We start from the raw sequence: 21,017 nt of genomic DNA on the forward strand, positions 1-21,017 counted from the left end.
AAACAATAGCCAGCACATTGGCAAGCAGGATAGGAGGCTTGTTCGCTGGAATTCAGACGGATAAGGTAAATCCGTGCCGCTCTAATTTAAACACCAGCTGAAGGGAGGGTTATACCTCTCAATTGCCAAATTGGAATCTGCTACCGGGCATTAAATTGGGGAAGCACCCGGTATAGAAAAGCGGGGTATATGGGAATGAATATGGCTGACCGAACTGATATTTATTGCTGATAGATCCACTTGAAAAGCAGAATACCGATGAGGCAACCAATGGTATTGCTGAGCACATCGATGATGTCGCCCTGGCGGCCCAGGATGAAGAAATGCTGCATCAACTCTATTGAAACTCCAAACAGCGTGCTGACAACAAGGGAGGTGCGGATGGCGAAGTGCTTGACCCGGGGAAAGGTATACTGTTTTTTAAGGCCCACGATCATGAGGTAGGTGAGCACGGCAAACAGAAAGGCGTGGGCAAAAGAGTCGAAAGAGAAGAGCTCCCAAATGGAGAGCGACGGCATAGAAGAGGAGGGCAGCAGCGTCGTAACCATGATCACTGCTGCCCACAATAGGGTAAAGAAGTTATACCTTAATATCAAACCTGCTTCTGTAAGGAAATTTACTGACCGATCAGTTCGCGGTAAGCTTCAGCAGAAAGAAGGCTTTCTACTTCGCTCTGGTCGTCGATAGACATTTTGATGATCCAGCCGTCGCCGTAAGGATCAGAGTTTACCAGTTCCGGGCTGCCGTCCAGCTTGTCGTTAAATTCCTGCACGGTGCCGCTCAGTGGACTGAACAGGTCAGAAACCGTTTTCACCGCTTCCACAGTGCCGAACACCTCATTCTGGCCAATCTGCTTGTCCACCGTGTCGATGTCCACATACACGATATCGCCCAGCTCGCTCTGTGCGAAATCAGTGATTCCTACATAGGCTACATCGCCTTCCACGCGTACCCACTCGTGGTCTTTTGTATACTTTAGGTTCTCAGGTAGATTCATTTTTCGCTTGTTTTTAATGAAGTCCAAAAATACAGTGTTTTTCGCAATGCCAAAATATTATTGCAAACTAACTCGTAACTGTACTCCTCCTTCCGACACACTGTTACGGAACGAGGTCGAAATTTTTGGATCGGACACGGTGCGCAGCAGGTAGAACTGGATATTCACGCGCTGGCTCAGCACATAGTCCACGGTTGGGCGCAACTGCAGTTGCATGGTGCCGTTCGTGATCTGGTTCTGGCTTATCTCGTTGCCCTGCTCGTCCCGTGCAATGGCCCGCTGCACCGTTTGGTTGTCTCTTACCGACATGTCCAGACGCATGGTCATCTCATTCTCCAGCGTGCGTCGCTCCCCGCCAATCCGGAAAGGTATGCGGAAGTTGGTAGTGCTATACCCGAAACCGAAGGTATAGTCCTTCACGTTGGTTTCGGTTACCTGGGCGTTGGTCAGGTTAAGCGACAGGTTACGCTCCAGTTTGTAACCCAGTCGGCCAGTCAGGTTGGTGTTGGTTCGGAAGTTCACACCCAATAGCTCCAACCTTTCTGATACGGTGAGTTGGTTGACGATGTAGTAAGGTATAAGCTGCCCGAACTCATTCTTTTGGGTCGGGAAATCGCCCGGATTGTTCTCGTACGCCAGCGAGGTCGTGAAGCTCGTCACGTTATAGCTGGAGTTGTACGAATGCGTGAGGTTTACCTGGCTAAACCATTGCTTGAAGAAGGCGAGTTGCGACAGGCCATTGTAATCCACGCGCCAGTTAGGTATAGGCAGGCGCTTGAACGGGTTGCCGCCCTTCGCCTCGAAGCCACTGGCATCCCGGCCCTGGTATGCATACAGGAACGACTGCAGCAATACGTCCTGCGAGTTTAGGGTATAGCCCGAGTCGCCGGCGGCGGCATTTGCGTTGGTCAGTCGCTGTCGTATCTCATAGCGGTTCCGGATAAAGTTGTCGAAAGCGGCCGAGGTGCCCTGTGACATTGACTCAAACATGGTGTTCAGGGCGAAGAACGAGGTGCTGAACGAACCGGTGTTGATTGGGTTCTGGCGTTCGTTCACCGTGCCTATATTTCCGAAATCATCAAACTCCTTGCGGTAGAACACTTCCTCGATCTCTGACAGGTTTCGGCGTGCATCCAGCTGCAGGTTGAAGCTACGGAAAGGCTCCAGGTTGGCCCGTGCCGTAAAGGTCTCGGTCTCGATACCGCTGAATGGCGTGTTCAGGTACTGGCTGCTGTCGGTATACCAGCCATTGGTAAAGGCGCGGTTATACAGTTCATCCAAAGGATACTGGCGACCCAGTATGAATGGCAGGCCCGGTGCATCGAAGCCCTCATCAAAACCGAACATTTTGGTGCGCGGCAGGTAGCCCGGCAGCATGGTGCCCTGGTTCTCCAAGTAGGTGAAGTTGATCGAACGCGTCATCATCAGGAAGCGGGCTATACCTTTGGCAAACTTCATTTCAGACCGCTTCTGTATCACCGTATCACCTGGGGGCGGTACCGGCGGGCGTCCTTGCGAGGCTGCTGCCGGACTGTTGACGTCCTTCAGGAACTTCACCTTGTTGTAGAGCTTCACCATGTCTATGCGTCCGTTCACGCTGAACTCCGTGTTGTTCTCGGCAGTGTTACCCAAGCGGAAATTAGCATCCTGGTTCAGGGCGGTGGAGCCTGCCGTCCAGATATAGGTCACGGCATAGCGGGTCTCGGCGCCCAGCCAGTCGGTGAGCGGAAACTTGTCTAAAGGTAACTTGTAGTTGGCGGCTACCAGTTGGTTGAAGTTGGTGTTACGGCCGAATCGGCGCAGGTTGTCCCAGATCACCTCATTCTTATACCTGAGTGAGTCCACGTCGCGGTTAATGCGGTAGTCCGGCTCGTCCACCACGGCACGGTTGGTGGCGGTGTAGTCCAGCGACAGGCTTTTGCTGACGTCCCACTTCAGGTCGTAGATGCGGTTGAAGAAGAAGTATTTTTGGAACGTCGGCTCTATGCCTCTGCTTGTGATCAGGCCCGTGCTTGGGTCGCGGCGCTGCAGGAACGTCTCGTTATACCTTCTGTCCAGGTCGGCGCGGAAGGCGAAGCGGCTTGGCAGCGGTGTAAAGTTCAGGTCTTTGATCAGGCGCATGTATGGCGACTTGAGCGACTCGCTTTTGGCGAAAAACTCGTAGTTGCGCGGGGTGTTGGTATAGGTATAGGCCACCGCACCTGTGTAGGAGCGGGTGAAGTCGCGGTCGGTCTCGATGTTGGTGAACAGGCGCTCGGCATAGGAGTAAGAGAAGGAGAGGTTCTCCACGTCGTATGGCCGTACCTTGGCCTCCGGGTTGGTCCGTTCCTTGCGTACGTTCAGCAGACTCACACTCTTGCGGGTCTCACGGGTACTCACTTCCTGCCTGTATTCCCGTTGCGCCTCGGTTGTCTCATATCTGGTCAGGGATTGCTCCAGCGGTACATCCTTGTCAAGCGGGTCAAATTGCGGGGCGCTGTTCAGGGTGCCGTACTGCACCGATACCGGTACTTTTATACCTAGCTTCTCAGGCAGGAACTTGTCGGCCACAATGTTGGCGCTCACATCAAACACAGCCGTGTTCTCACGGGCCCGCTGCGCGATTTTCTGTTGCAGTGCTCCGAAGCCGATGGTCGTGTAGCTACCCGTGGCCGTGATGTTGGCGAAGTCAGCCAGTTTAGTGTTCAGGCGCGCATTGGAGGCCCAACCCGAGTTGTTGCGGAAATCCGTCACACGCAGCTCATTCACCCACATGCAGACAGATTGTGGCCGGGCATCCTCGCCAGGCTTGGCAGGATTACGGAGACCGATCATCACGCTCTGCACTTCACTGAAATCCGGGTTACCTACCACACGAATGAGTTTGCCATCGGCCAGCGCCACTTCCCAGGGACGGCGGTTGTCATAGCCGGCTATTTTGTTTCGGTCTACCTTGGCGTTCACAAAATCTTCCAGGGCGATGTCAATCTGGTTCTCGGCTAGCCAAATACCATCGCGGCTGGTGGTGCCCGGCGGTGTAAGCTTAAGCGGCACCACGTATTCGTAATAGTTTTGGGTGTAGTCTGTACCAATTCTGATGAATGCCTGCACATCGCCATCGCGGGTGTTCGGGTCGCTGCTTTGGGCGTGCAGGAACAGCTTCAGGCGCTTGTAGATGAGCATGTCGATGGACAGGTTCTTGTACACCGCCTTCGAGAAGGAGTCTTTCAGATCTTCCACGCAAAGCTGCAGTGACTGTTCATTCTGGCGTCGGTTGTTGGTGGCGGCATAATCGCGGAGGCGCTCTATACCTGGAGGCATTACGTATGGTATAGTCGTCTCGCTTCCCTGTCCGTTCTCCTCGATGTTCACAGTAGATACCGTGAAAGCTCTCGCGTCGTCGGTACAGTTCAAGCACGGGTTGCCGTCGGTGATGGGTTGCAGGAAGGTACGCCACTGGTTGGCCACAAACTGGAACTGCACAAAGCGCAGCACCACCGGGTCGGCAAACTCGGTCATGTACATACGCATGAAACGGATAGACTTAAAACCGTTGATATTGCCCACATTGCCCGTCGGCTGGCGTACCGGCACCCGGAACTGGTACCAGGTCACGCGGTCACCGTTGATGTCTGGCTGCACGATCTGGTCCACGATATAGTTTTGGCCCACGTTCAACTCACCTGGCTGCAGTCTGATCTTATACTCATAGTACTGCTCCAGGTCGCTGATCACGTTGTCGCGGTTCAGGTCTTCCTTGTCCGGGAAGGCGTAGTTGGAGAAGCGGCTTTGCTCCGGCGAGTTGTTCTCCATGCCATTGAAGCGCTTGTAACGAGCCAGTATACCTGCGTTCTGAGAGTCGTAGGTAGCGTCCAGGTGGTGCAGGAAATTGTCAGCCGACGGGTCAGATAACACAGAGGCGGGTGGCCCGCCAAGTATACGCCCCAGGAAAGCGTTCTGGAAAAATTCACGTTCAGCCACATCACCCAGACCGTCCAGGCCAATATCCTGGAAAGAACGGGCACCCGGTACAGCCGAGAAGGCATCGGTCAGGAACTGCTGTGTGGTCACGCGACCCCAAGGGGTGGTCTGCAGATTTTGATTGTCGGTAGCCGAAGTAGGAAGTCCGTTCTCGAAAGCGTAACGGTTGTCCTTCAGGATATCTTCCGACACATTGCCCAGGTTCAGCACCAGCTCACCTCCCTCGTTGCTCACAATTTGGTTGCCGAACTCATCTTTACGGCCGTTTGGCCCTGCAATGAAGGGGTCCATCAACCAAAATTCCACATACTCGATGTTGGCATTGTCGAAGTCCGTGTCGAAGGTAATCTCACGGCTTATGCCACCCCAGTTTTTGCGCGGATCGCTCTGCAGCCTGCCTTGTGCATCCAGGTTCGGGTTGTAGTTATACTGCCCGCGCTCGCGTGGATAATAGGCCATATCGAAGGTATACTCGAAGGCGTTGGCCACCTCTCGGTCGCGTCCCGGGAATACCTCATACCTCGGAATGCCGCGCACATAGTGGTTTGCAAGGTCTTCTTTTGTGATATTGTTTGGTTTGAGGCCCTCGCTGTCGCGATAGAAGATCTGATCGATGGTGTACCAGGCCACACGGGCACGGTTGTAAGCATACTCCAGGCCATTGCCCCTTGCCAGCGGTGCCGGTGTGGCGGCCAGTCGCCAGGTTGTGTTGTTGAAACCACCCAAACTGAAAGGTGTCTCGGCTCCTTCGAAATCATCCAGGTAAGACGTGCCGTCTTCATTCACCGGTGACTTGGAATTGGCTGGCACCAGATGCGCAAACTCCCCGTTGAAAGTAATGCTGGAAGGCACTTTGGTCTGTATGAACGGAATCATGTCCGTCATTTTAGTCAGAAAGCGTGACTCCCGGTTGAAGTTCACGTCCAGGCCGTAAATCGTGTTATTGGTAGGCTCGTCGCCAATGCTCACCCGGTTGATGTAAGGCCGCTCATTCAGGTGCAACACCGTACCGCCCAGGTTCAGGTCGTTGTTCACGCGGTAGTCGAAGCGGGCACCCAACAGGGAGCGGGGCTGAATGTTCAGTAGCTCTGCCTTTTCGTACGTTACACGTAGGTCGCTGGCCGAGGCAATGTAGCTCGGATTCAGAATTTTGATACGGCCAAGGTCATAGAACACCTGGTAGTCGCTGCCTTCCTCCAGGCGCGTGCCGCCAGAGTATACCGCCACCGAGCCCTCGGCAATCCTGAAACCCGGTAATAGGATTTCATCGGTCGAACTAGCCTGGAAACGCCCTTTCAGGTAAAATTTGGCTTTTAGGGTATTCTGCTGCGCGTCTGTTTGGGTCTGTTCGTAGAGTTCCTGGAATACGTAGCGGTCTATGAGATCCTGCCGCCCTTCGAACTTACTGGCCAGGTAGGAACCAAAAGGCTCAACCACCGGGAAGAAAATGCGACCAGTCTCAGGATCAATGGTGATGCCCTGCAGGAAGTCAAAGTTACCGTCCCGGGGCTTGTCGTTGTTAGTATTGACGTTGTCCAGGTTCAGCACCTCGATCAGAGGTACATTCTGGATTGGGCTTGGCTCTTTCAGGCTGGTGATGTCCACGCCGGTTTCATCGTCTTTGTAAACGATCTGCATCTGGAAATTCTGACGGTTGACCTGCGTGGCGTCCAGGCTGTACACGTTCTTCATCATCAGGTCCCAGGTGGGGTAGTCCAGCGCCGGGTTGGTCGCCTTCAGCAATTTCATGTGGATCACCTGTTCGTCGCGCAGGTTTTGATAATCCTCCATGAGTTCCCCCACCTTATAGGTACGGCCGTTAAAGGTATACTCAAAGGCTACACCCAGCACCTGGTCTGGCAGCAGGGATGTAGTTAGGGAAATATAGCCTAGCTGCGGGTTGAACTTGTACTCGCGCGGATCCAGCCTACGGGCACGCACGTGTTCAAAATCCACGGCTTTCTGCAGGCCCAGGCTATTCAGGTAGGCGTCTACCTGATCGTTGTTGCGGGCAGTGGGGTTGTTGGCGATCAGGCCGTACAGGGTGTTGGCATCATTGGCAGCCGGGGCCATCGGGTTGCGCTCAAACTGATTACGGAACGGGTCGGCCTCACCCAAATCCATGTAGGCTACCATATTACGCAGGTTCTCGGTGCTGCGGTTGTTGTTGGTCACATAAAGCTCCAAGCGGCGAATCACTATACCTGAGTTGACAAGCGGCAGGTTCTGGAGCGTGCGGTTGTAACGATCCCGGAAGAACTGCGACAGGAAGAAGTGGCGATCCCGGTCATATTTGTCAGCCCTGATCTCGAATGGTTTGTTCTGGGCTCCGTTCTGGATCACGATCTCGTCGTTGCGGCCACGCACGTTGGCGGCGATGGTCGTAACTCCCAGGCGGCCAAACTGCAGCTGCGTTTTGATGCCAAACAGGTTTTGGGCTCCGGTGATGAGGGAGTTGTTGAGCGGCAAGCTCACGTTGCCGGCCTCCACCTTGCGAATGATCTCTTCCTCGAAACCGGTATAGTCCAGCTTCATGTTGTTCTCAAACTCGAAGTTGGCGTTGTTATCCCAATTGAAATTAAGCCGCATTTTCTCCCCGATCTTGCCTACCAGGTTCAGCGAGATGTTCTGGTCGAAGTCGAAGTCGCCGGTGCGCTGCTGACGAAGTGGTATAGATGGATTCTCGTTGCGGTTAAAACGGGCCCCGAATTTCAGATTTACGTTGCCATTTGGCTGTATGTCCACAAAATTGCCCCCGAAAATCCGGTCGAACATCGGACTGATGTAGATCTTCGGCACCAAGCGGCGGCCACTTACCACACTCTCCCCATCCAAACCGGCTGACTTGCTGCGCCAATAGTCGCGGATGGCCTGTTGGCGTTGGTAACGGGAATACTCTTCCCAGGTCATGGTAGAGGGCAGGCGGTAGTCTATACCTCCTATGCGTTCGTTAATGTTGTACTGCTTCAGGCTGTCGTCCAGTTGTATCTCCAGTTCAATGTTGGAGGGCTGGCCAAGCAGGAGCGGAGAGGAGCTGGAGCGGGTACCAAAAGGACTCCCGAGCCGGTCGCTTGGCTTAAATGTTGGGCGTCGGCTCGGGATGTAGGGTTGGAGTCTGGCAGAGTCCCGTGGAATGGTATCCTGCGGGAACAGACCTGGAAGAATGATGTTACGGAATCGGCTGTGCGAACGCAATTCTTCAGCCTGCGTCCACCATGCCAGCATAGTGATAGCAGCAACCGTTGCAAACAGCAGGCTGTTTTTTTTACTTTTCCAGATCAAGGTGGGCTCTACCGATTAAGAAGACTTTAAGGCGAATTTTATGAGTTCCTCTACACTAAGGCTTCGATCCTCCCGTTTGATGATCGCATCAAGGGTTTTCTCTGCCACATTCTTGGCAAAGCCCAGTGTAACTAATGCTGATAACGCTTCTGCACGTGCTGTATTGTGCGCAGAAACAGGAACTACGGTGCTACCAGCAATCATTGTTTCTTTCTTTATTTTGTCTTTCAACTCCAGTATAATGCGCTGGGCAGTTTTGGCTCCTATACCTTTCACGTTTTGTATGGTGCGCACATCTTCGCGCACAATTGCCTGCTGAATCTCATCCACCGAAAGCGAAGACAAGATCATCAGTCCGGTATTGGGGCCTACACCCGAAATAGAGATCAGGTGCAGAAACGCGTCCTTTTCTGCCGCCGTCGTGAAGCCGTACAAGGTATGGGCATCCTCCTTGATGTGCAGGAAAGTATGCAGCTTGCAGCGCTCCCCGTCAGGCAGCGACGAATACGTGCTCAGCGAAATCCGGATCTGGTAACCTATGCCATTGACATCTACAATGACATAGGTCGGATCCTTCACGACTAGCTTACCGTCAATATATGCGATCATCTATATATGTTGGTTATTATAGTTTTGAGCATCTACGACAGCAATGGCCACCATGTTAACAATTTCACGGATAGAACTTCCAAGTTGCAGAATATGCACCGGCTTGCGCATACCCATCAGTACTGGCCCGATCGCTTCGGCCCCGCCAATCTCCTGCAGGAGCTTGTAGGCAATGTTACCGGATGTCAGGGTAGGGAAAATGAGCGTGTTGGCACCTTTCTCAGCCAGTTCACTGAACGGATAGTGCTCGCGCAGAAGGTTCTTGTTCATGGCGGTGTTAGCCTGCATCTCGCCGTCTATCAGCAGGTTAGGGTAGCGCTGCTTCGCTATGCGCACAGCCTCTGCTCCTTTGTTAGGTATATCGCCCCGCACCGAACCGAAGTTGGAGTAGGAGAGTACCGCCATGCGTGGCTCGGTGTCGAAAAAGCGAACGGCACGGGCTGTCAGTCCGATAATGTCCACCAATTCCTCCGCTGTCGGGTTTACGTTAACCGTGGTATCGGCAAAGAAATAAGGCTCTTTCTTGTTCAGGATAATGTACATACCCGCTACCTTGTTTATACCGTCTTCCACCCCGATCACCTGTAGCGATGGCAAAATGGTTTTGGAGTAATCACGGGTAAGACCAGAGATAAGGGCGTTTGCTTCGCCAGTCTCCAGCATCATGCTGCCGAAGTAGTTGCGGTCGCGCATCAGACGGCGGCTATCGAACAGGGTAAGGCCTTTGCGTTGGCGTTTCTTATAGAAAAGCTGCGCAAACTCCTCGCGTTTCTCATCTTCTTCATATGGGTCGATGATGGTGCAGTCCTGCAGGTCCAGGTTCGTTTCTTCGATGATCGCCGCAATTTTGGCTTTATTGCCCAACAGGATCGGGTTGGCTATACGCTGGTCCTTGACAATCTGCACCGCCTTTAGAATCTTGTAATGGTCTGCTTCCGCAAATACCACCGTCTTCGGGTTCTTCTTGGCTTGGTTGGTGATACGGGTCATCAGCTTCTGGTCAATGCCGATGCGCTCCTGCAGTTCCTGCTCATAAGCTTCCCAATTGGTGATCGGGTGCTTCGCTACACCACTTTCGATGGCAGCCTTCGCCACAGCCGGCGACACGGTTGTAATCAGTCGTGGGTCCAGCGGTTTCGGGATGAGGTAGGTACGGCCGAAAGCGATGGTGTTGTCGCCGTAGGCCTTGTGCACGATATCAGGCACAGGCTCTTTGGCTAGCTTGGCCAAGGCGCGAACGGCGGCCAGTTTCATGGCCTCGTTGATTTCCGTGGCGCGCACATCAAGGGCTCCTCTGAAAATGTAAGGGAAGCCGAGAACGTTGTTCACCTGGTTAGGATGATCCGAGCGACCGGTTGCCATAATCAGGTCTTCGCGCGTTTCCATGGCCACCGCATAAGGAATTTCCGGATCTGGGTTAGCCAGTGCGAAAATGATCGGGTCGTGTGCCATTAACTTCACCAATTCCGGAGCGAGTACGTTACCAGCTGAAAGTCCGATAAACACATCAGCACCTTCCATTGCGTCGGCCAGGGTGTTGATCTTGCGCATGGTCACAAACTGCGCTTTGTAAATATCCAGGTCGTTGCGCTCCGGACGGATGATGCCCTCTTTGTCGAACATCACGATGTTATCCATCTTGGCACCCAGGGCCACATAGAGTTTCGCACAGGCAATGGCGGCAGCACCGGCACCGTTCATCACGATCTGCACATTCTCTATCTGCTTGTTTGTGATTTCCAGTGCGTTAAGCAGGGCGGCAGCCGATATGATGGCCGTGCCATGCTGGTCGTCATGCATGAGCGGAATGTTCATCTGCTCCTTGAGAGCGTTCTCTATTTTGAAGCTCTCCGGTGCCTTAATGTCTTCCAGGTTAATACCGCCAAAGGTGGGCTCCAATGACTTTACGATGCGGATAAACTCTTCCGGGTCGGTGCAGTCGATCTCAATGTCGAATACGTCTATACCTGCGAATTTCTTGAAGAGGACACCCTTGCCTTCCATTACCGGCTTCGAAGCGTCCGGACCGATGTTTCCAAGTCCAAGCACGGCGGTTCCGTTTGAGATAACGCCTACCAGATTTCCTTTGGCGGTGTATTTATAAACGTTCTCTTTGTCAGCGGCTATTTCTTTGCAAGGCTCAGCAACTCCAGGAGAGTATGCCAGTGCCAGGTCATGCTGGGTGCTCAGCATTTTGGTCGGCACTACTTCAATCTTGCCGGGCTGCCCCTGCATGTGATAGTTAAGTGCGTCTTCTTTGTTTACCTTAATCATTGTATGCGTTGTTGTGTTGAATCGGATCAGTGTCTGATACCAGCTTTAAAAGACAGTGCGCCTGCCTGAGGCTAACAGCCAATTTGATAAGATTTTATGGTTTATCAAAGCTGGAACCGACAAAGATACATGCTGAAAATACTTTATGTAACAGAATGTTGCGTTTTTTATTTAGCGGGCGATGCTTGTTAAAAGGCTACAGTCTAATATAGTAATAATCTTATAATTTAAATCGCCTTAAAATGAAAGAAGCACCCTTCTGGAAAAGGGTGCTTCTTTCTTGCTATACCTGACTGGTTAACCCAGAATCAGCTGCTGACCTGGTTTGATGGCGCTATCCTTGAGTTTATTCAGTTTCTTGATCTGCTCCACTGTCACACCGTCGTGGCGCTGGGAGATGGTCCAAAGCGTATCGCCGGGCTGGACATGGTATATGCGTTCCCGAAGCGCTTTGCTGGTCGGGGTTTTGCTAGCTGCAGGCTTGGCTTTGTCGTTTGCTAGTGCCTTTGCTGAGGCAAGCATAACAGGCGCTGCTTCTTTAGCAGGCTGCCATACCAGTAGTTTCTGTTGGGCCATGATGGTAGCTCCCTCCAACTGGTTCCACTCTTTCAGCTCAGCAACTGTCACGCCATGTACTCGCGCAATCTGGGTGAGGTTATCTCCTGGACGCACGATGTAGGTCTTTTGCTCCAAGCTGTCTTTCCTTGAGTTTTCTGCTGAAGCAAGCAGAATAGGAGACTCAGTGATTAATTGCTGCTTGGCGGGAAGTGGGGTGGGAGCTGCAGCCAGTAAAATGCAGCTTTGGTCTAATGCTAATAATTTTGCCGCTTGTGCCGGTACCCGGAGCTTGTACTTGCGTGTGGTTTCCGGAAGACTGGCTTTCTTGATCTCAGGGTTCAGGGCAAGCAGCGCTAAGGTATCCACGTGCAGTTCTGCCGCCAGCTTATTCAGGTCAATGGCCTGGTTTACCTCCAAATGGGTATAGTCTGCAGCGTATAAGATAGAGTCAGAGAAGATGTTATGCTCCGGGGCGTACTTCATCGCGTAAATCACGGCCGTCATGGACGGTACATAGCTGCGGGTTTCCTTTGGCAGGTATGGGAAAATTTCCCAGAAGCCCTTTTGGCCACCGCCCGCTTTTCTGATAGCCTTGTTCACATTGCCCGGGCCACAATTGTAAGCCGCCATGGCCAGTTCCCAATCACCATAGATACGGTATAGTCTGCTCAGGAAGCGCATAGCCGCATCTGTAGACTTCTCTACGTCCATGCGCTCATCTATATGCTGGTCCTGGTTCAGGCCATACTCTTTGCCGGTTGTCTTAATGAACTGCCAGGGGCCAACGGCGCCAGCCCAGGATGCCGCCTTTGGGTTCAAGCCCGACTCTACAATAGAGAGGTACTTGATGTCCTGCGGCATGTTGTATTTTTTAAGATACTTCTCATAAATGGGGAAGTATACATTCTCACGCGAGATCATGGTGCGCGTATACTTTCTGTTGCGCACCGTGAAGTAATCGATGTGGTTGCGAACGAACTTATTGAAAACCAGTGGGATATCCGCTTCAATGCAGTTTAGCCTGTCCTGTATAACCTCATCGGGCTCATAAGGAATATGCTCTACGAGTAAGGCAAGCTCATCGTCCGTAAGGAAAGCGGGGTTAGGCTTGGGCTTCTTGAGCGAGTCTTCGGCTGCGGACCTTTCGAACCTGACATTATTGGCAGAAGCCTGGGCATGGATTGCCCACATACTCCCAACCAATGCTGCCAGTACTGTAAAGAATTTGAACTGCGTCATTATGATTTATGCTTCAACGGTTAGCTTGTCCAGTATGTAATTCGAGAAAGCGAGCAGTTGCGGCTCCTCGAATGAGCGGGTCATAAGTTGCAACCCGATGGAAAGGCCATTTGAATCGCGACCAACCGGTATAGAGATAGCTGGTACGCCTGCAAGCGAGGCCTGAACCGTAAAGATGTCAGCCAAATACATGGCCAATGGATTTGCTGTATTCTCTCCTATTTTGAAAGCGGTGGTAGGAGCAGTAGGCAATATAAGAAAATCATAATGCTGCAGCAACTCATCCGTCTTCTCTTTTATAAGTCGGCGCACACGTTGAGCCTTGGTATAGTAGGCGTCGTAATAGTCGGCGCTCAGCACAAAAGTACCGAGCATGATACGACGCTGTACCTCCTGGCCAAAGCCCTCTGCCCTTGTTTTCTTGTAGAGCGAAGTCAGGTCAGTTGCGTTTTCGCTCCTAAAACCATATTTCACGCCGTCGAAGCGACCCAGGTTAGAGCTGGCCTCTGCTGTGGTTAGAATGTAATAGGTCGGCACCATGTAGTCCAGGTATGGGAATTCCACGGCTTCTACCTGGTGGCCTGCATCTTTGAGCATGTCTTTCACACCCAATATGCTATTTTTGACTTCGCTGTCCAGCCCTTCGCTCTCAAAGCAATCGCGGATATAGCCTATTTTATATTTTTTGTCGCTCTGCAGCATGTCGCTGTAGGCTGGCACAGGGCGGTGACTCACGGTACTGTCGTACTCGTCGCTGCCGGCCATCACCTCCAGTAACAAGGCGGCGTCTTCCACACTTTTAGATATAATGCCGATCTGGTCGAAAGATGATGCATAGGCGATCAGGCCATAGCGGGAAATGCGGGAATATGTAGGCTTTAGACCCACCACACCACAAAAAGAAGCTGGCTGCCGTACGGATCCTCCTGTATCGGAGCCAATGGAAGCCAGGCACAGATCCGCCTGTACTGCTACAGCAGAGCCTCCTGAGGAGCCACCGGGTACACGAGTATGGTCATCGGCGTTGAGGGCCGGACCAAAAGAAGAGTTCTCATTAGAGGCACCCATGGCAAACTCATCGCAGTTCTGACGACCGATCAAAATCGCGTCTTCTGCGAGCAGGCGCTGTACGGCCGTGGCGTTATAAAGGGATTTGAAACCATTTAGAATCTGGCTGGAAGCCTGCAGGCTGTGTCCTTCATAGGCCAAAACATCTTTCAGTCCGATCACCATACCTGCCAGTTTACCGGCCGTGCCAGTGGCCAGTTTCTTGTCTACCGCATCGGCCTGCGCCAGCGCCTCTTCTTCGAAAATTTCGAGGAAGGCGTTCAACGTTGGCTGCTGTTTGATGTTATGCAGGTAGTGTTCTACCAATTGTCTGCACGAAAGCTGCCCGGAGGCAATGTCGGTGCGAATATCACGTAGTGTAGTGTATGGTTTCAAACTATTCAGGCTTATTAATGTCCTTGATGGAGCGCTCGATCTCGTCCTTGATCTGTTTCTTGGCGTCATTGAAGCCGCGCATTCCCCGTCCTGCGGAGCGGGCCATACTCGGGAGCTTGTCAGCGCCAAACAAGAGAAGTATTGCTGTTAGTACAACAAGCATTTCTCCTCCCCCCAGGTCTGCCAGGAAGAGGAGAATTGTACTAAAAATCATAAATGCTTATGCTGGAAGAACTACTTTGCGCGGTTGTCGTCTTTAACGGAGTTCTCAATGTCGGTCTTGATTTCCTTGGTGGCATCTTTGAACTCGCGGATACCACGGCCCAGGCCTTTAGCCAGCTCAGGTATACGCTTAGCGCCGAATAACAACAGGATAGCAAACAAAATCAGGACTACCTCTGTGCCTCCTAAACCTCCGATCAATGCAAAAATGTTGGTAATTACCATGGTCTTAAAATTTTAAGATGAATCGCTGCAAAAATAAAGCTTATATTTTAATAAAACCCACAAAAGGATACATTAGTTTAACTCCCAACTATTCTGTTAGTGCGACTTATGTAAAAAGGCGGGTAGAGCAGTTATGGGAGATTGCCTGATACTAGAGGAGCTATCTATCGTAACTTAGCAACTACTCGTATACCTGAGCGTATAAAAGGGCACTGTCTCTCTGCATGCTTTCGTAGGAAGGGCCGACAAGATCTTGCTTTTTGGCGTGATTTTTCCCAAAATGACAATTTTCCTTCCAGTATGTGGAATTTTCGTCTCTATGCCAATTTGTTTAGTGCTGATTACCAGCTGATTGAGTGAATCATGTTTTTTGGCAGGCTAGTTGTAATATACCTTTTGCAACTGAGGCAAAAGGATATAACACTCCAAAAGTCAAATGTCCCCCAGCCGGTTTATGCAGGTCTCAATATTAAGTTTTTTTAATTAGATCTTTGTGAATCTGGTAATTAAGTTGTAATTTAATTGTAGAATTTTAACACGGCCCTCCTGCTTAGGAGCAAGTGCTTAAATATAATTTTAAGTTTGTTTTCATAGCTTGGAAAGGCACCCTGCTTTGTAGGGTGTTTTTTCTTTTTGGGGTATTGGGTAATATTCTATACGCTAAAAAGTCAAATCACCCCCAATAGGTATAGCAAATCAAAAAGCGCAGGTTCTTCCCATTGAGGAAAAACCTGCGCTTTTTTTATGAATTTACAGGTAGCTTATTTAGATCTGATCCAGCTCTCGGGATTCAGGTTAGAGTTGTTTTTCCAGATTTGGAACTGCAATTCGGTGGTGCCGTTGGCATCCGTATACACAGTGCCGATCACATCCTTTGCCTTCACAGTCTGGCCCTCGGTAACACTCACCGTTCGTAGCTTGGCATATACGGCAAAGTACTCGCCATGCTGCACCATCACAATGTTGTTCATACCCGGCACACTGGCCACGGTAAGCACCTTGCCTTCAAAAATAGCGCGTGCCGCTTCTCCCTGGCTGGTCTGTATGTCAATGCCCCTGTTCTCAATCACGACTCCTTTCAGCACCGGATGGTTGTGGCGCCCGAACTTCTGGGAAATAAAGCCACGGTCGACTGGCCAGGCGAGGCGTCCTTTGTTACCGGCAAATGAAGACGATATCAGGGCTGCCTCTGGAGTAAGCGTGATTTTGCTGGAGCTTCCACTGGTGGCGCGACCTTCCTCGCGGGCGGCACGGGCTGCACGGGCCATCTCCTCCCGCACGATATCCGCAATCAGGTTATCCAGTTTCTTGATAGCCTGCTGCCGTTGCGCCACTTCCTGCTTGAGCGTTTCTTCCTGCTTGCTCAGTTTCTGGATCATGCTGTCCTGCTGGGATCGGAGACTCAACAGGTTTTTGTTTTCCTGCATCTGCTTATCCAATAGATTCCGTTTTTCCTGACGCTGGGATTCCAGCATGCGTAGCTGGTCGGATAGGGCGGTCTGTACCTTGTTAATCTGCTCCACTTGCTTTTTGCGAGCCTCCGAATATTGCTGCAGGTAGCGCAGGCGGCGTACCATTTGGTTAAAAGAGTCGGCTGCGAAAACAAACATGAGTTTGTTATAACTGTTGGCTGTTTTGGACGCGGCATAGACCATGGTCGCGTATTCCTCCTTCAGGTTGTCGAGGTCACTTTGCAGTTCGCCTACTATACCTTCGGTTTCCCTTACGCCAGACTCCAGTAATTTTATTTCACGCGAAATGGTGCTGATAACGCCTTTCTGAACGGATATCTTTTCCTGAATTACATTGAGTTGACCAATAGATGCCTCTTTCTGCACCTTGGTCTGCTGCAGAATGCGGTTTGCTTCTTTAATACGGTTCAGGTTCTCTTTCTTTTCTTTCTCAAGCTGCGCCTTCGACTTCTGTTTCTGGGCATGGGAGACCAGCGGCAAAAGGAGCATCAAAAAGAAAAAGGCGGATTTGTAAAGGGCCTTCATCAAAAATGGGTTCGTCTACTCTTAGCTTACAAATATGGCAAAACTAAACGGCAGGAACCAGTGCCACAGGGATTTTATTCATTTAAAGGCGTTTGTAACCAGAGGGTATGCTGAACGGGAACTCCAGCACTTCGTCTGTCACGGTTACCTTGCTGTGGTTAAGGCTGAAATCGGAAACCTGACCGGATTGCAGCACTTGGGCAGCCAAAGCGTGCGCAAAGGGAACGGTGCCTATCGGCTGGAAACTGTCGTACTGTACCGTAATTGTGTTGCCCGTACCCTGATCCTTTACATTGAGCTGCTGTAGTTTTAAATTGCTCCCGTTAATGAAGTAATCGAAAAGCAGGTTTTCACGGAGCTGTTGCACATGTTGCATCTGGCCTTGGTTCATGGCTTTTTCGGAGCCGTTTGCCTGGTAATTTCCCAACAGTATGGCTTGGACCACGCTGAAGTCCAGGTCCACGTTAAAGCGCTTGCTCAGGAAATCGTAGCTGGTGGCTGTGTACTCTTTGTGAATGCGGTTCATCACGTACACGGAGTCGCGGGTCATTTTGAAACGAGCGGCCTCTATTCCCATACCCGGCAACACAGATACCCATATAATGCTGTCCTTCTTCATACGGAGTGCATAACCCGAGGAGGTGGTTTCGCCTTTGTCCTCCAGTTTGAGTTGCCCCCTTGCATTGAGGTACGTGAATTCCAAATTCTGGACAGATACATTGTCGACAGTTTCGGTGGAAGCGGTGACCGCAGCAGGTATGGTTTCTTTTTTGCAGGCAGAAAACAGGAGCATGCCGAGAAGGCAAAGCAGAAGCTGTTTATTCATAGAGTTTTTTTTCTTTTATCTTTCTGTCAATGAAGGCGGAAGCCTCACCTTTTAGCTTCGCTTTTTCCCACTGCCTGACGGCTTCATCCCGCTTGCCGAGCTTGAAGAGCACATCGCCGTAGTGCTCCACAATGGCGGCGTCTTCTGAGTAGGCGATGGCCTGCTCGAGGTACTTCAGGGCGCCATTGTAGTCTTCCATTTTGTAGAGCACCCAGGCGTAGGTGTCCAGGTAGGTGGGGTTAGCGGGATGCTTTTGAACCAGGCGCTGGGCCATGGCTTTGGCTTTGGGCAGCTGTTCGCCACGGAGCGACAGAAAGTAGCTGTAGTTGTTGAGCACATGCTCGTTATCAGGGTCATGGGTGAGCACGGCCTCGTAAGCTTCATCTGATTTCTTGTATTCTTTCAGGGAGTTGTAGCCATCGCCCAGCTGGGCATTAAACTGGGCCGCCAATTCAGGTTCGCTGGCTGACAGGCGCTTGCCATGCTCCAGCGACTTCACCGCTTTCGCAAAGTTCTTCTCGATCAAATGACCGGTGCCATTGTAAAACCAGAATACGGCTTGGTTCGGGAACAGTTCCAGTGCCTTCTCCGAGTGAATAACCAGCGAGTCGGACTGGGCCAGCTCTGCGTCAAGTAGCACGATTTGCTGCCATATCTTGAAATGGGAATCATCCAGTTTCACGGCTTTCAGGTAGTTTCCGCGTGCCATTTCCTTCTTGCCGGCAATGGTTTGCAGGTCGCCGGCCACGGCATAGGCTTTTGCCTCTTCCGGGTGGGACGCAATAGTCAGGTCCACCAGTTGCAGGGCCACACCCTCTATCTCAGGGTTAGGAAGCTGCCGGATAAAATCCACCAGGATGCGCACCTTGGTATCAATATCGAGGTCAGTACTCGCGAAGGCCTGTTTTACCTGCTTCTCTGATTCGGCCAGGCTTCCCTTCTGGCGGTAAAGGTCTGCCAGCATGAGGTGCGCAAATGGGTTACCAGGCTCCAAGCGCAATGCCTGGTTCAGCGTCTCAATGGCGATATCAGTTTTTTTGCTGGCGTTGTACAATTCGGCCTGGGCAAGCAAATAGCGAATTTCGGTTGGGTTGGCGGCAATCAGTTTTTCGCCTTCTGCTATCGCCTTGCCTACGTTCTTTTGGCGCAGGTATATCTGCTGCCGGTTCATGGAGAGTTGCTCCAGCGCGCCATACCTTTTCTCGATGCGGTCGTAGGTCTTGAGCGCGTCGTCATATTTGGACTGCGACAGGTATAGCTCGGCCAGGTTAAAGAGGTACTGCTCCGTATCCGGCACGTTGCGCATCAGGTCGTTGTAAGCCTGGGCAGCCTCGGTGTACTGTTTTTGTTCGGTGTGCAGCTGCGCGAGCAGCAGATAATAGTAAGTATTCTTCGGGTTCTGGGTGGTGGCAGACTGGGCAAAGGGCAGGCCGGCTTTGGGGTTATCGAGCAGCAGGTATGTCTCGGCCAATTTATAGTTCAGGGCCGCATTGTTGGGGGTAACCGCGTACGCCTTCTGGAAAAAGCCGAGGGCCTGCTTGTAGTCCTCCAGCATAAAGTATTTGAGCCCATCCAGAAACAGTGCTTCGCTCAGTTGTTGCTCCTGCTCACTGGGCTGGGGCTGCGTGGCTGGCACAGTAGCTTGTGCCGCCTCTTTTTTCGCCTTCGCTCTCTTTTTCTTAGACTGCGCCTGGCTTTCGCCGGTGGCAACCAAGGCAAGGCAGCAAATAGCGAGAACAATGTTTCTGAATCGGGTCATAAAAATGGGTATGCTATTCTGTAAGCGTATTGTAGTCGCCAAGGCTCAGGTCCGACTGGCGTCCTTCATAGGAAACAAAATTACCTATCATTGAGTTTGCTATGTTCCCGTTTTTGATGGTTGAATCCTTCTGAACGATGGAGTTGCTCACAATAGAGTCGTGTACGCTTGTATTGTCTCCTACTGAAACGTGCGGGCCTACCACCGAATTGTGGATAACAGCATTCTCTCCGATATACACCGGCGGGATAATCACGGAGTTCTGGATATCGGCCGAGGCTGCAACCAGATCTTTTTCATCTTTGATATACTCTAAATAGCGTTGATTCGTGAAAACAGTTGCGTTTTTGTTGCCACAATCGAGCCATTCTGAGATAACGGCAGGTATAAATTTCGTGCCTTTGTTTTTCATGTTCTCCAGCGCGTTCGTCAGCTGGTACTCGCCCTTGTCTTTGATGTCGTTGTCGAGCAGGTATTGCAGTTCGCTGCGCAGGTAAGCACCGTCCTTGAAGTAGTAAATGCCAATAATTGCCATGTCCGAAACAAACTCCTGTGGCTTCTCCACAAAGTCGGTGATTTCGTTGTTGTCGTTGAGTTTAATCACACCAAACGGACGCGGGTCTTCCACACGCTGCACCCAGATGGTACCGTCGGCGTTGGTGTCGAGTTGGAAGTCAGCTTTGAAAAGCGTGTCTGCAAAAGCGACTACTACTTTGCCTTCGAGGGAATCCTGTGCGCACATAATGGCGTGCGCCGTGCCCAGTGCCTCCTCCTGATAATAGATACTGCCTTTGGCACCCACTGATTCGGCAATGGCCTTCAGGTCGCTCTCAACGGCCTCCCCGAAATGACCGATAATGAAAGCCACCTCTTCTATAGGCTCGTGGCATACTTTGGCGATGTCCTCTACCAGGCGTTGCACGATTGGCTTGCCTGCGATAGGTATAAGTGGTTTAGGAACAGTGAGTGTGTGCGGGCGCATACGCTTGCCCATACCTGCCATAGGTACAATAATCCTCATAGCTATTGATTTATTGATTGAAAAATGCTGCCAGACTTGTTGCCCGCCAACTTTTGGTTTTGGTTAATACTTGATTTCGGATGTTAGGTTTAAGCACACCTGAAATAGAAGGGAACAGGTATGCTGTACTTTACAAAAAGAAGGTTACTTCGTGCCGGTGCTGCCGTAGCCGCCTGCCCCGCGCTCAGTATCAGTCAGTGCCTGTGCCTCCGACCATTCCACGCGCTCGTACCGGGCTACTACCATCTGGGCCACGCGTTCCCCATCTTCCACCACAAAGTCCTGATCCGACAAGTTTACCAGTAGCACTTTGATCTCGCCGCGGTAGTCGGCATCGATGGTGCCCGGGCTGTTTACAATGGAAATACCATGTTTATAAGCCAGGCCGCTGCGGGGCCTGATCTGCGCCTCGTGGCCTTCGGGAAGCTCAATAAAGAGGCCGGTAGGTATAAGGGTGCGTTGCAGCGGCTTAAGTGTAACGGGTGCCTCTAGATTTGCGCGCAGGTCCATACCTGCCGAGTGCGCTGTCTGATATGACGGGAGCGCATGCTTGGATTGGTTAATGACATTAACCGGTAAATTCGTCGTGTTCATCTATTAAAGAT

The 21,017-nt window shown here is 51.5% G+C and carries 14 protein-coding genes; all 14 read right to left on the bottom strand.

Annotation, left to right across the window (positions count from 1 at the left end; genetic code table 11):
• Window positions 1–221: 221 nt before the first annotated feature.
• Complete coding sequence (locus H9Q13_RS05085) at window positions 222–596, bottom strand: VanZ family protein (protein WP_224744093.1); 375 nt, start codon at window positions 594–596, stop codon at window positions 222–224.
• Between the two features lie 20 nt (window positions 597–616).
• Window positions 617–997 (bottom strand): glycine cleavage system protein GcvH, encoded by a 381-nt coding sequence (gcvH, locus tag H9Q13_RS05090; RefSeq protein WP_191182705.1) that lies wholly within the window; start codon window positions 995–997, stop codon window positions 617–619.
• Window positions 998–1,054: 57 nt separating this feature from the next.
• Window positions 1,055–8,182: a T9SS outer membrane translocon Sov/SprA gene (sov, locus tag H9Q13_RS05095; RefSeq protein WP_191182706.1), complete on the bottom strand. Its 7,128-nt coding sequence runs from the start codon at window positions 8,180–8,182 to the stop codon at window positions 1,055–1,057.
• A gap of 72 nt (window positions 8,183–8,254) precedes the next feature.
• Window positions 8,255–8,848 carry a Holliday junction branch migration protein RuvA gene (ruvA, locus tag H9Q13_RS05100; protein WP_191182707.1) on the bottom strand — a complete coding sequence of 198 codons (594 nt, stop codon included), beginning with the start codon at window positions 8,846–8,848 and terminating at the stop codon, window positions 8,255–8,257.
• Window positions 8,849–11,122 (bottom strand): NADP-dependent malic enzyme, encoded by a 2,274-nt coding sequence (locus tag H9Q13_RS05105; protein WP_191182708.1) that lies wholly within the window; start codon window positions 11,120–11,122, stop codon window positions 8,849–8,851.
• 297 nt (window positions 11,123–11,419) lie between these two features.
• The gene (locus tag H9Q13_RS05110) at window positions 11,420–12,919 is read right to left on the bottom strand and encodes a lytic transglycosylase domain-containing protein (RefSeq protein ID WP_191182709.1); all 1,500 of its coding nucleotides are present in this window, start codon (window positions 12,917–12,919) and stop codon (window positions 11,420–11,422) included.
• Window positions 12,920–12,925: 6 nt separating this feature from the next.
• Entirely contained in the window at window positions 12,926–14,362 is a 1,437-nt protein-coding gene (gene gatA, locus H9Q13_RS05115; protein ID WP_191182710.1) for an Asp-tRNA(Asn)/Glu-tRNA(Gln) amidotransferase subunit GatA, read from the bottom strand.
• A gap of 1 nt (window position 14,363) precedes the next feature.
• Window positions 14,364–14,576, bottom strand: coding sequence for a Sec-independent protein translocase subunit TatA/TatB (locus tag H9Q13_RS05120; protein WP_191182711.1), 213 nt, complete (start codon window positions 14,574–14,576; stop codon window positions 14,364–14,366).
• Window positions 14,577–14,596: 20 nt separating this feature from the next.
• On the bottom strand, window positions 14,597–14,809 hold the full coding sequence (gene tatA, locus H9Q13_RS05125; protein ID WP_191182712.1) for a twin-arginine translocase TatA/TatE family subunit: 213 nt from the start codon (window positions 14,807–14,809) through the stop codon (window positions 14,597–14,599).
• 761 nt (window positions 14,810–15,570) lie between these two features.
• Window positions 15,571–16,806: a murein hydrolase activator EnvC family protein gene (locus H9Q13_RS05130; RefSeq protein ID WP_191182713.1), complete on the bottom strand. Its 1,236-nt coding sequence runs from the start codon at window positions 16,804–16,806 to the stop codon at window positions 15,571–15,573.
• An 82-nt stretch (window positions 16,807–16,888) separates the two neighbouring features.
• Window positions 16,889–17,632, bottom strand: a complete 744-nt coding sequence (locus tag H9Q13_RS05135; protein ID WP_191182714.1) for a DUF4292 domain-containing protein — start codon at window positions 17,630–17,632, stop codon at window positions 16,889–16,891.
• Window positions 17,625–19,391, bottom strand: a complete 1,767-nt coding sequence (locus H9Q13_RS05140) for a tetratricopeptide repeat protein (protein WP_224744094.1) — start codon at window positions 19,389–19,391, stop codon at window positions 17,625–17,627. The genes H9Q13_RS05135 and H9Q13_RS05140 overlap by 8 nt, the downstream gene beginning before the upstream one ends.
• A 13-nt stretch (window positions 19,392–19,404) precedes the next feature.
• A complete protein-coding gene (locus H9Q13_RS05145; protein ID WP_191182715.1) occupies window positions 19,405–20,412 on the bottom strand; it encodes a sugar phosphate nucleotidyltransferase in 1,008 nt (335 codons plus the stop codon).
• A gap of 144 nt (window positions 20,413–20,556) precedes the next feature.
• Window positions 20,557–21,006, bottom strand: a complete 450-nt coding sequence (dut, locus tag H9Q13_RS05150; RefSeq protein WP_191182716.1) for a dUTP diphosphatase — start codon at window positions 21,004–21,006, stop codon at window positions 20,557–20,559.
• Window positions 21,007–21,017: the final 11 nt, after the last annotated feature.

This window comes from Pontibacter aquaedesilientis (genome assembly GCF_014773225.1).
Taxonomy (GTDB): Bacteria; Bacteroidota; Bacteroidia; order Cytophagales; family Hymenobacteraceae; genus Pontibacter; species Pontibacter aquaedesilientis.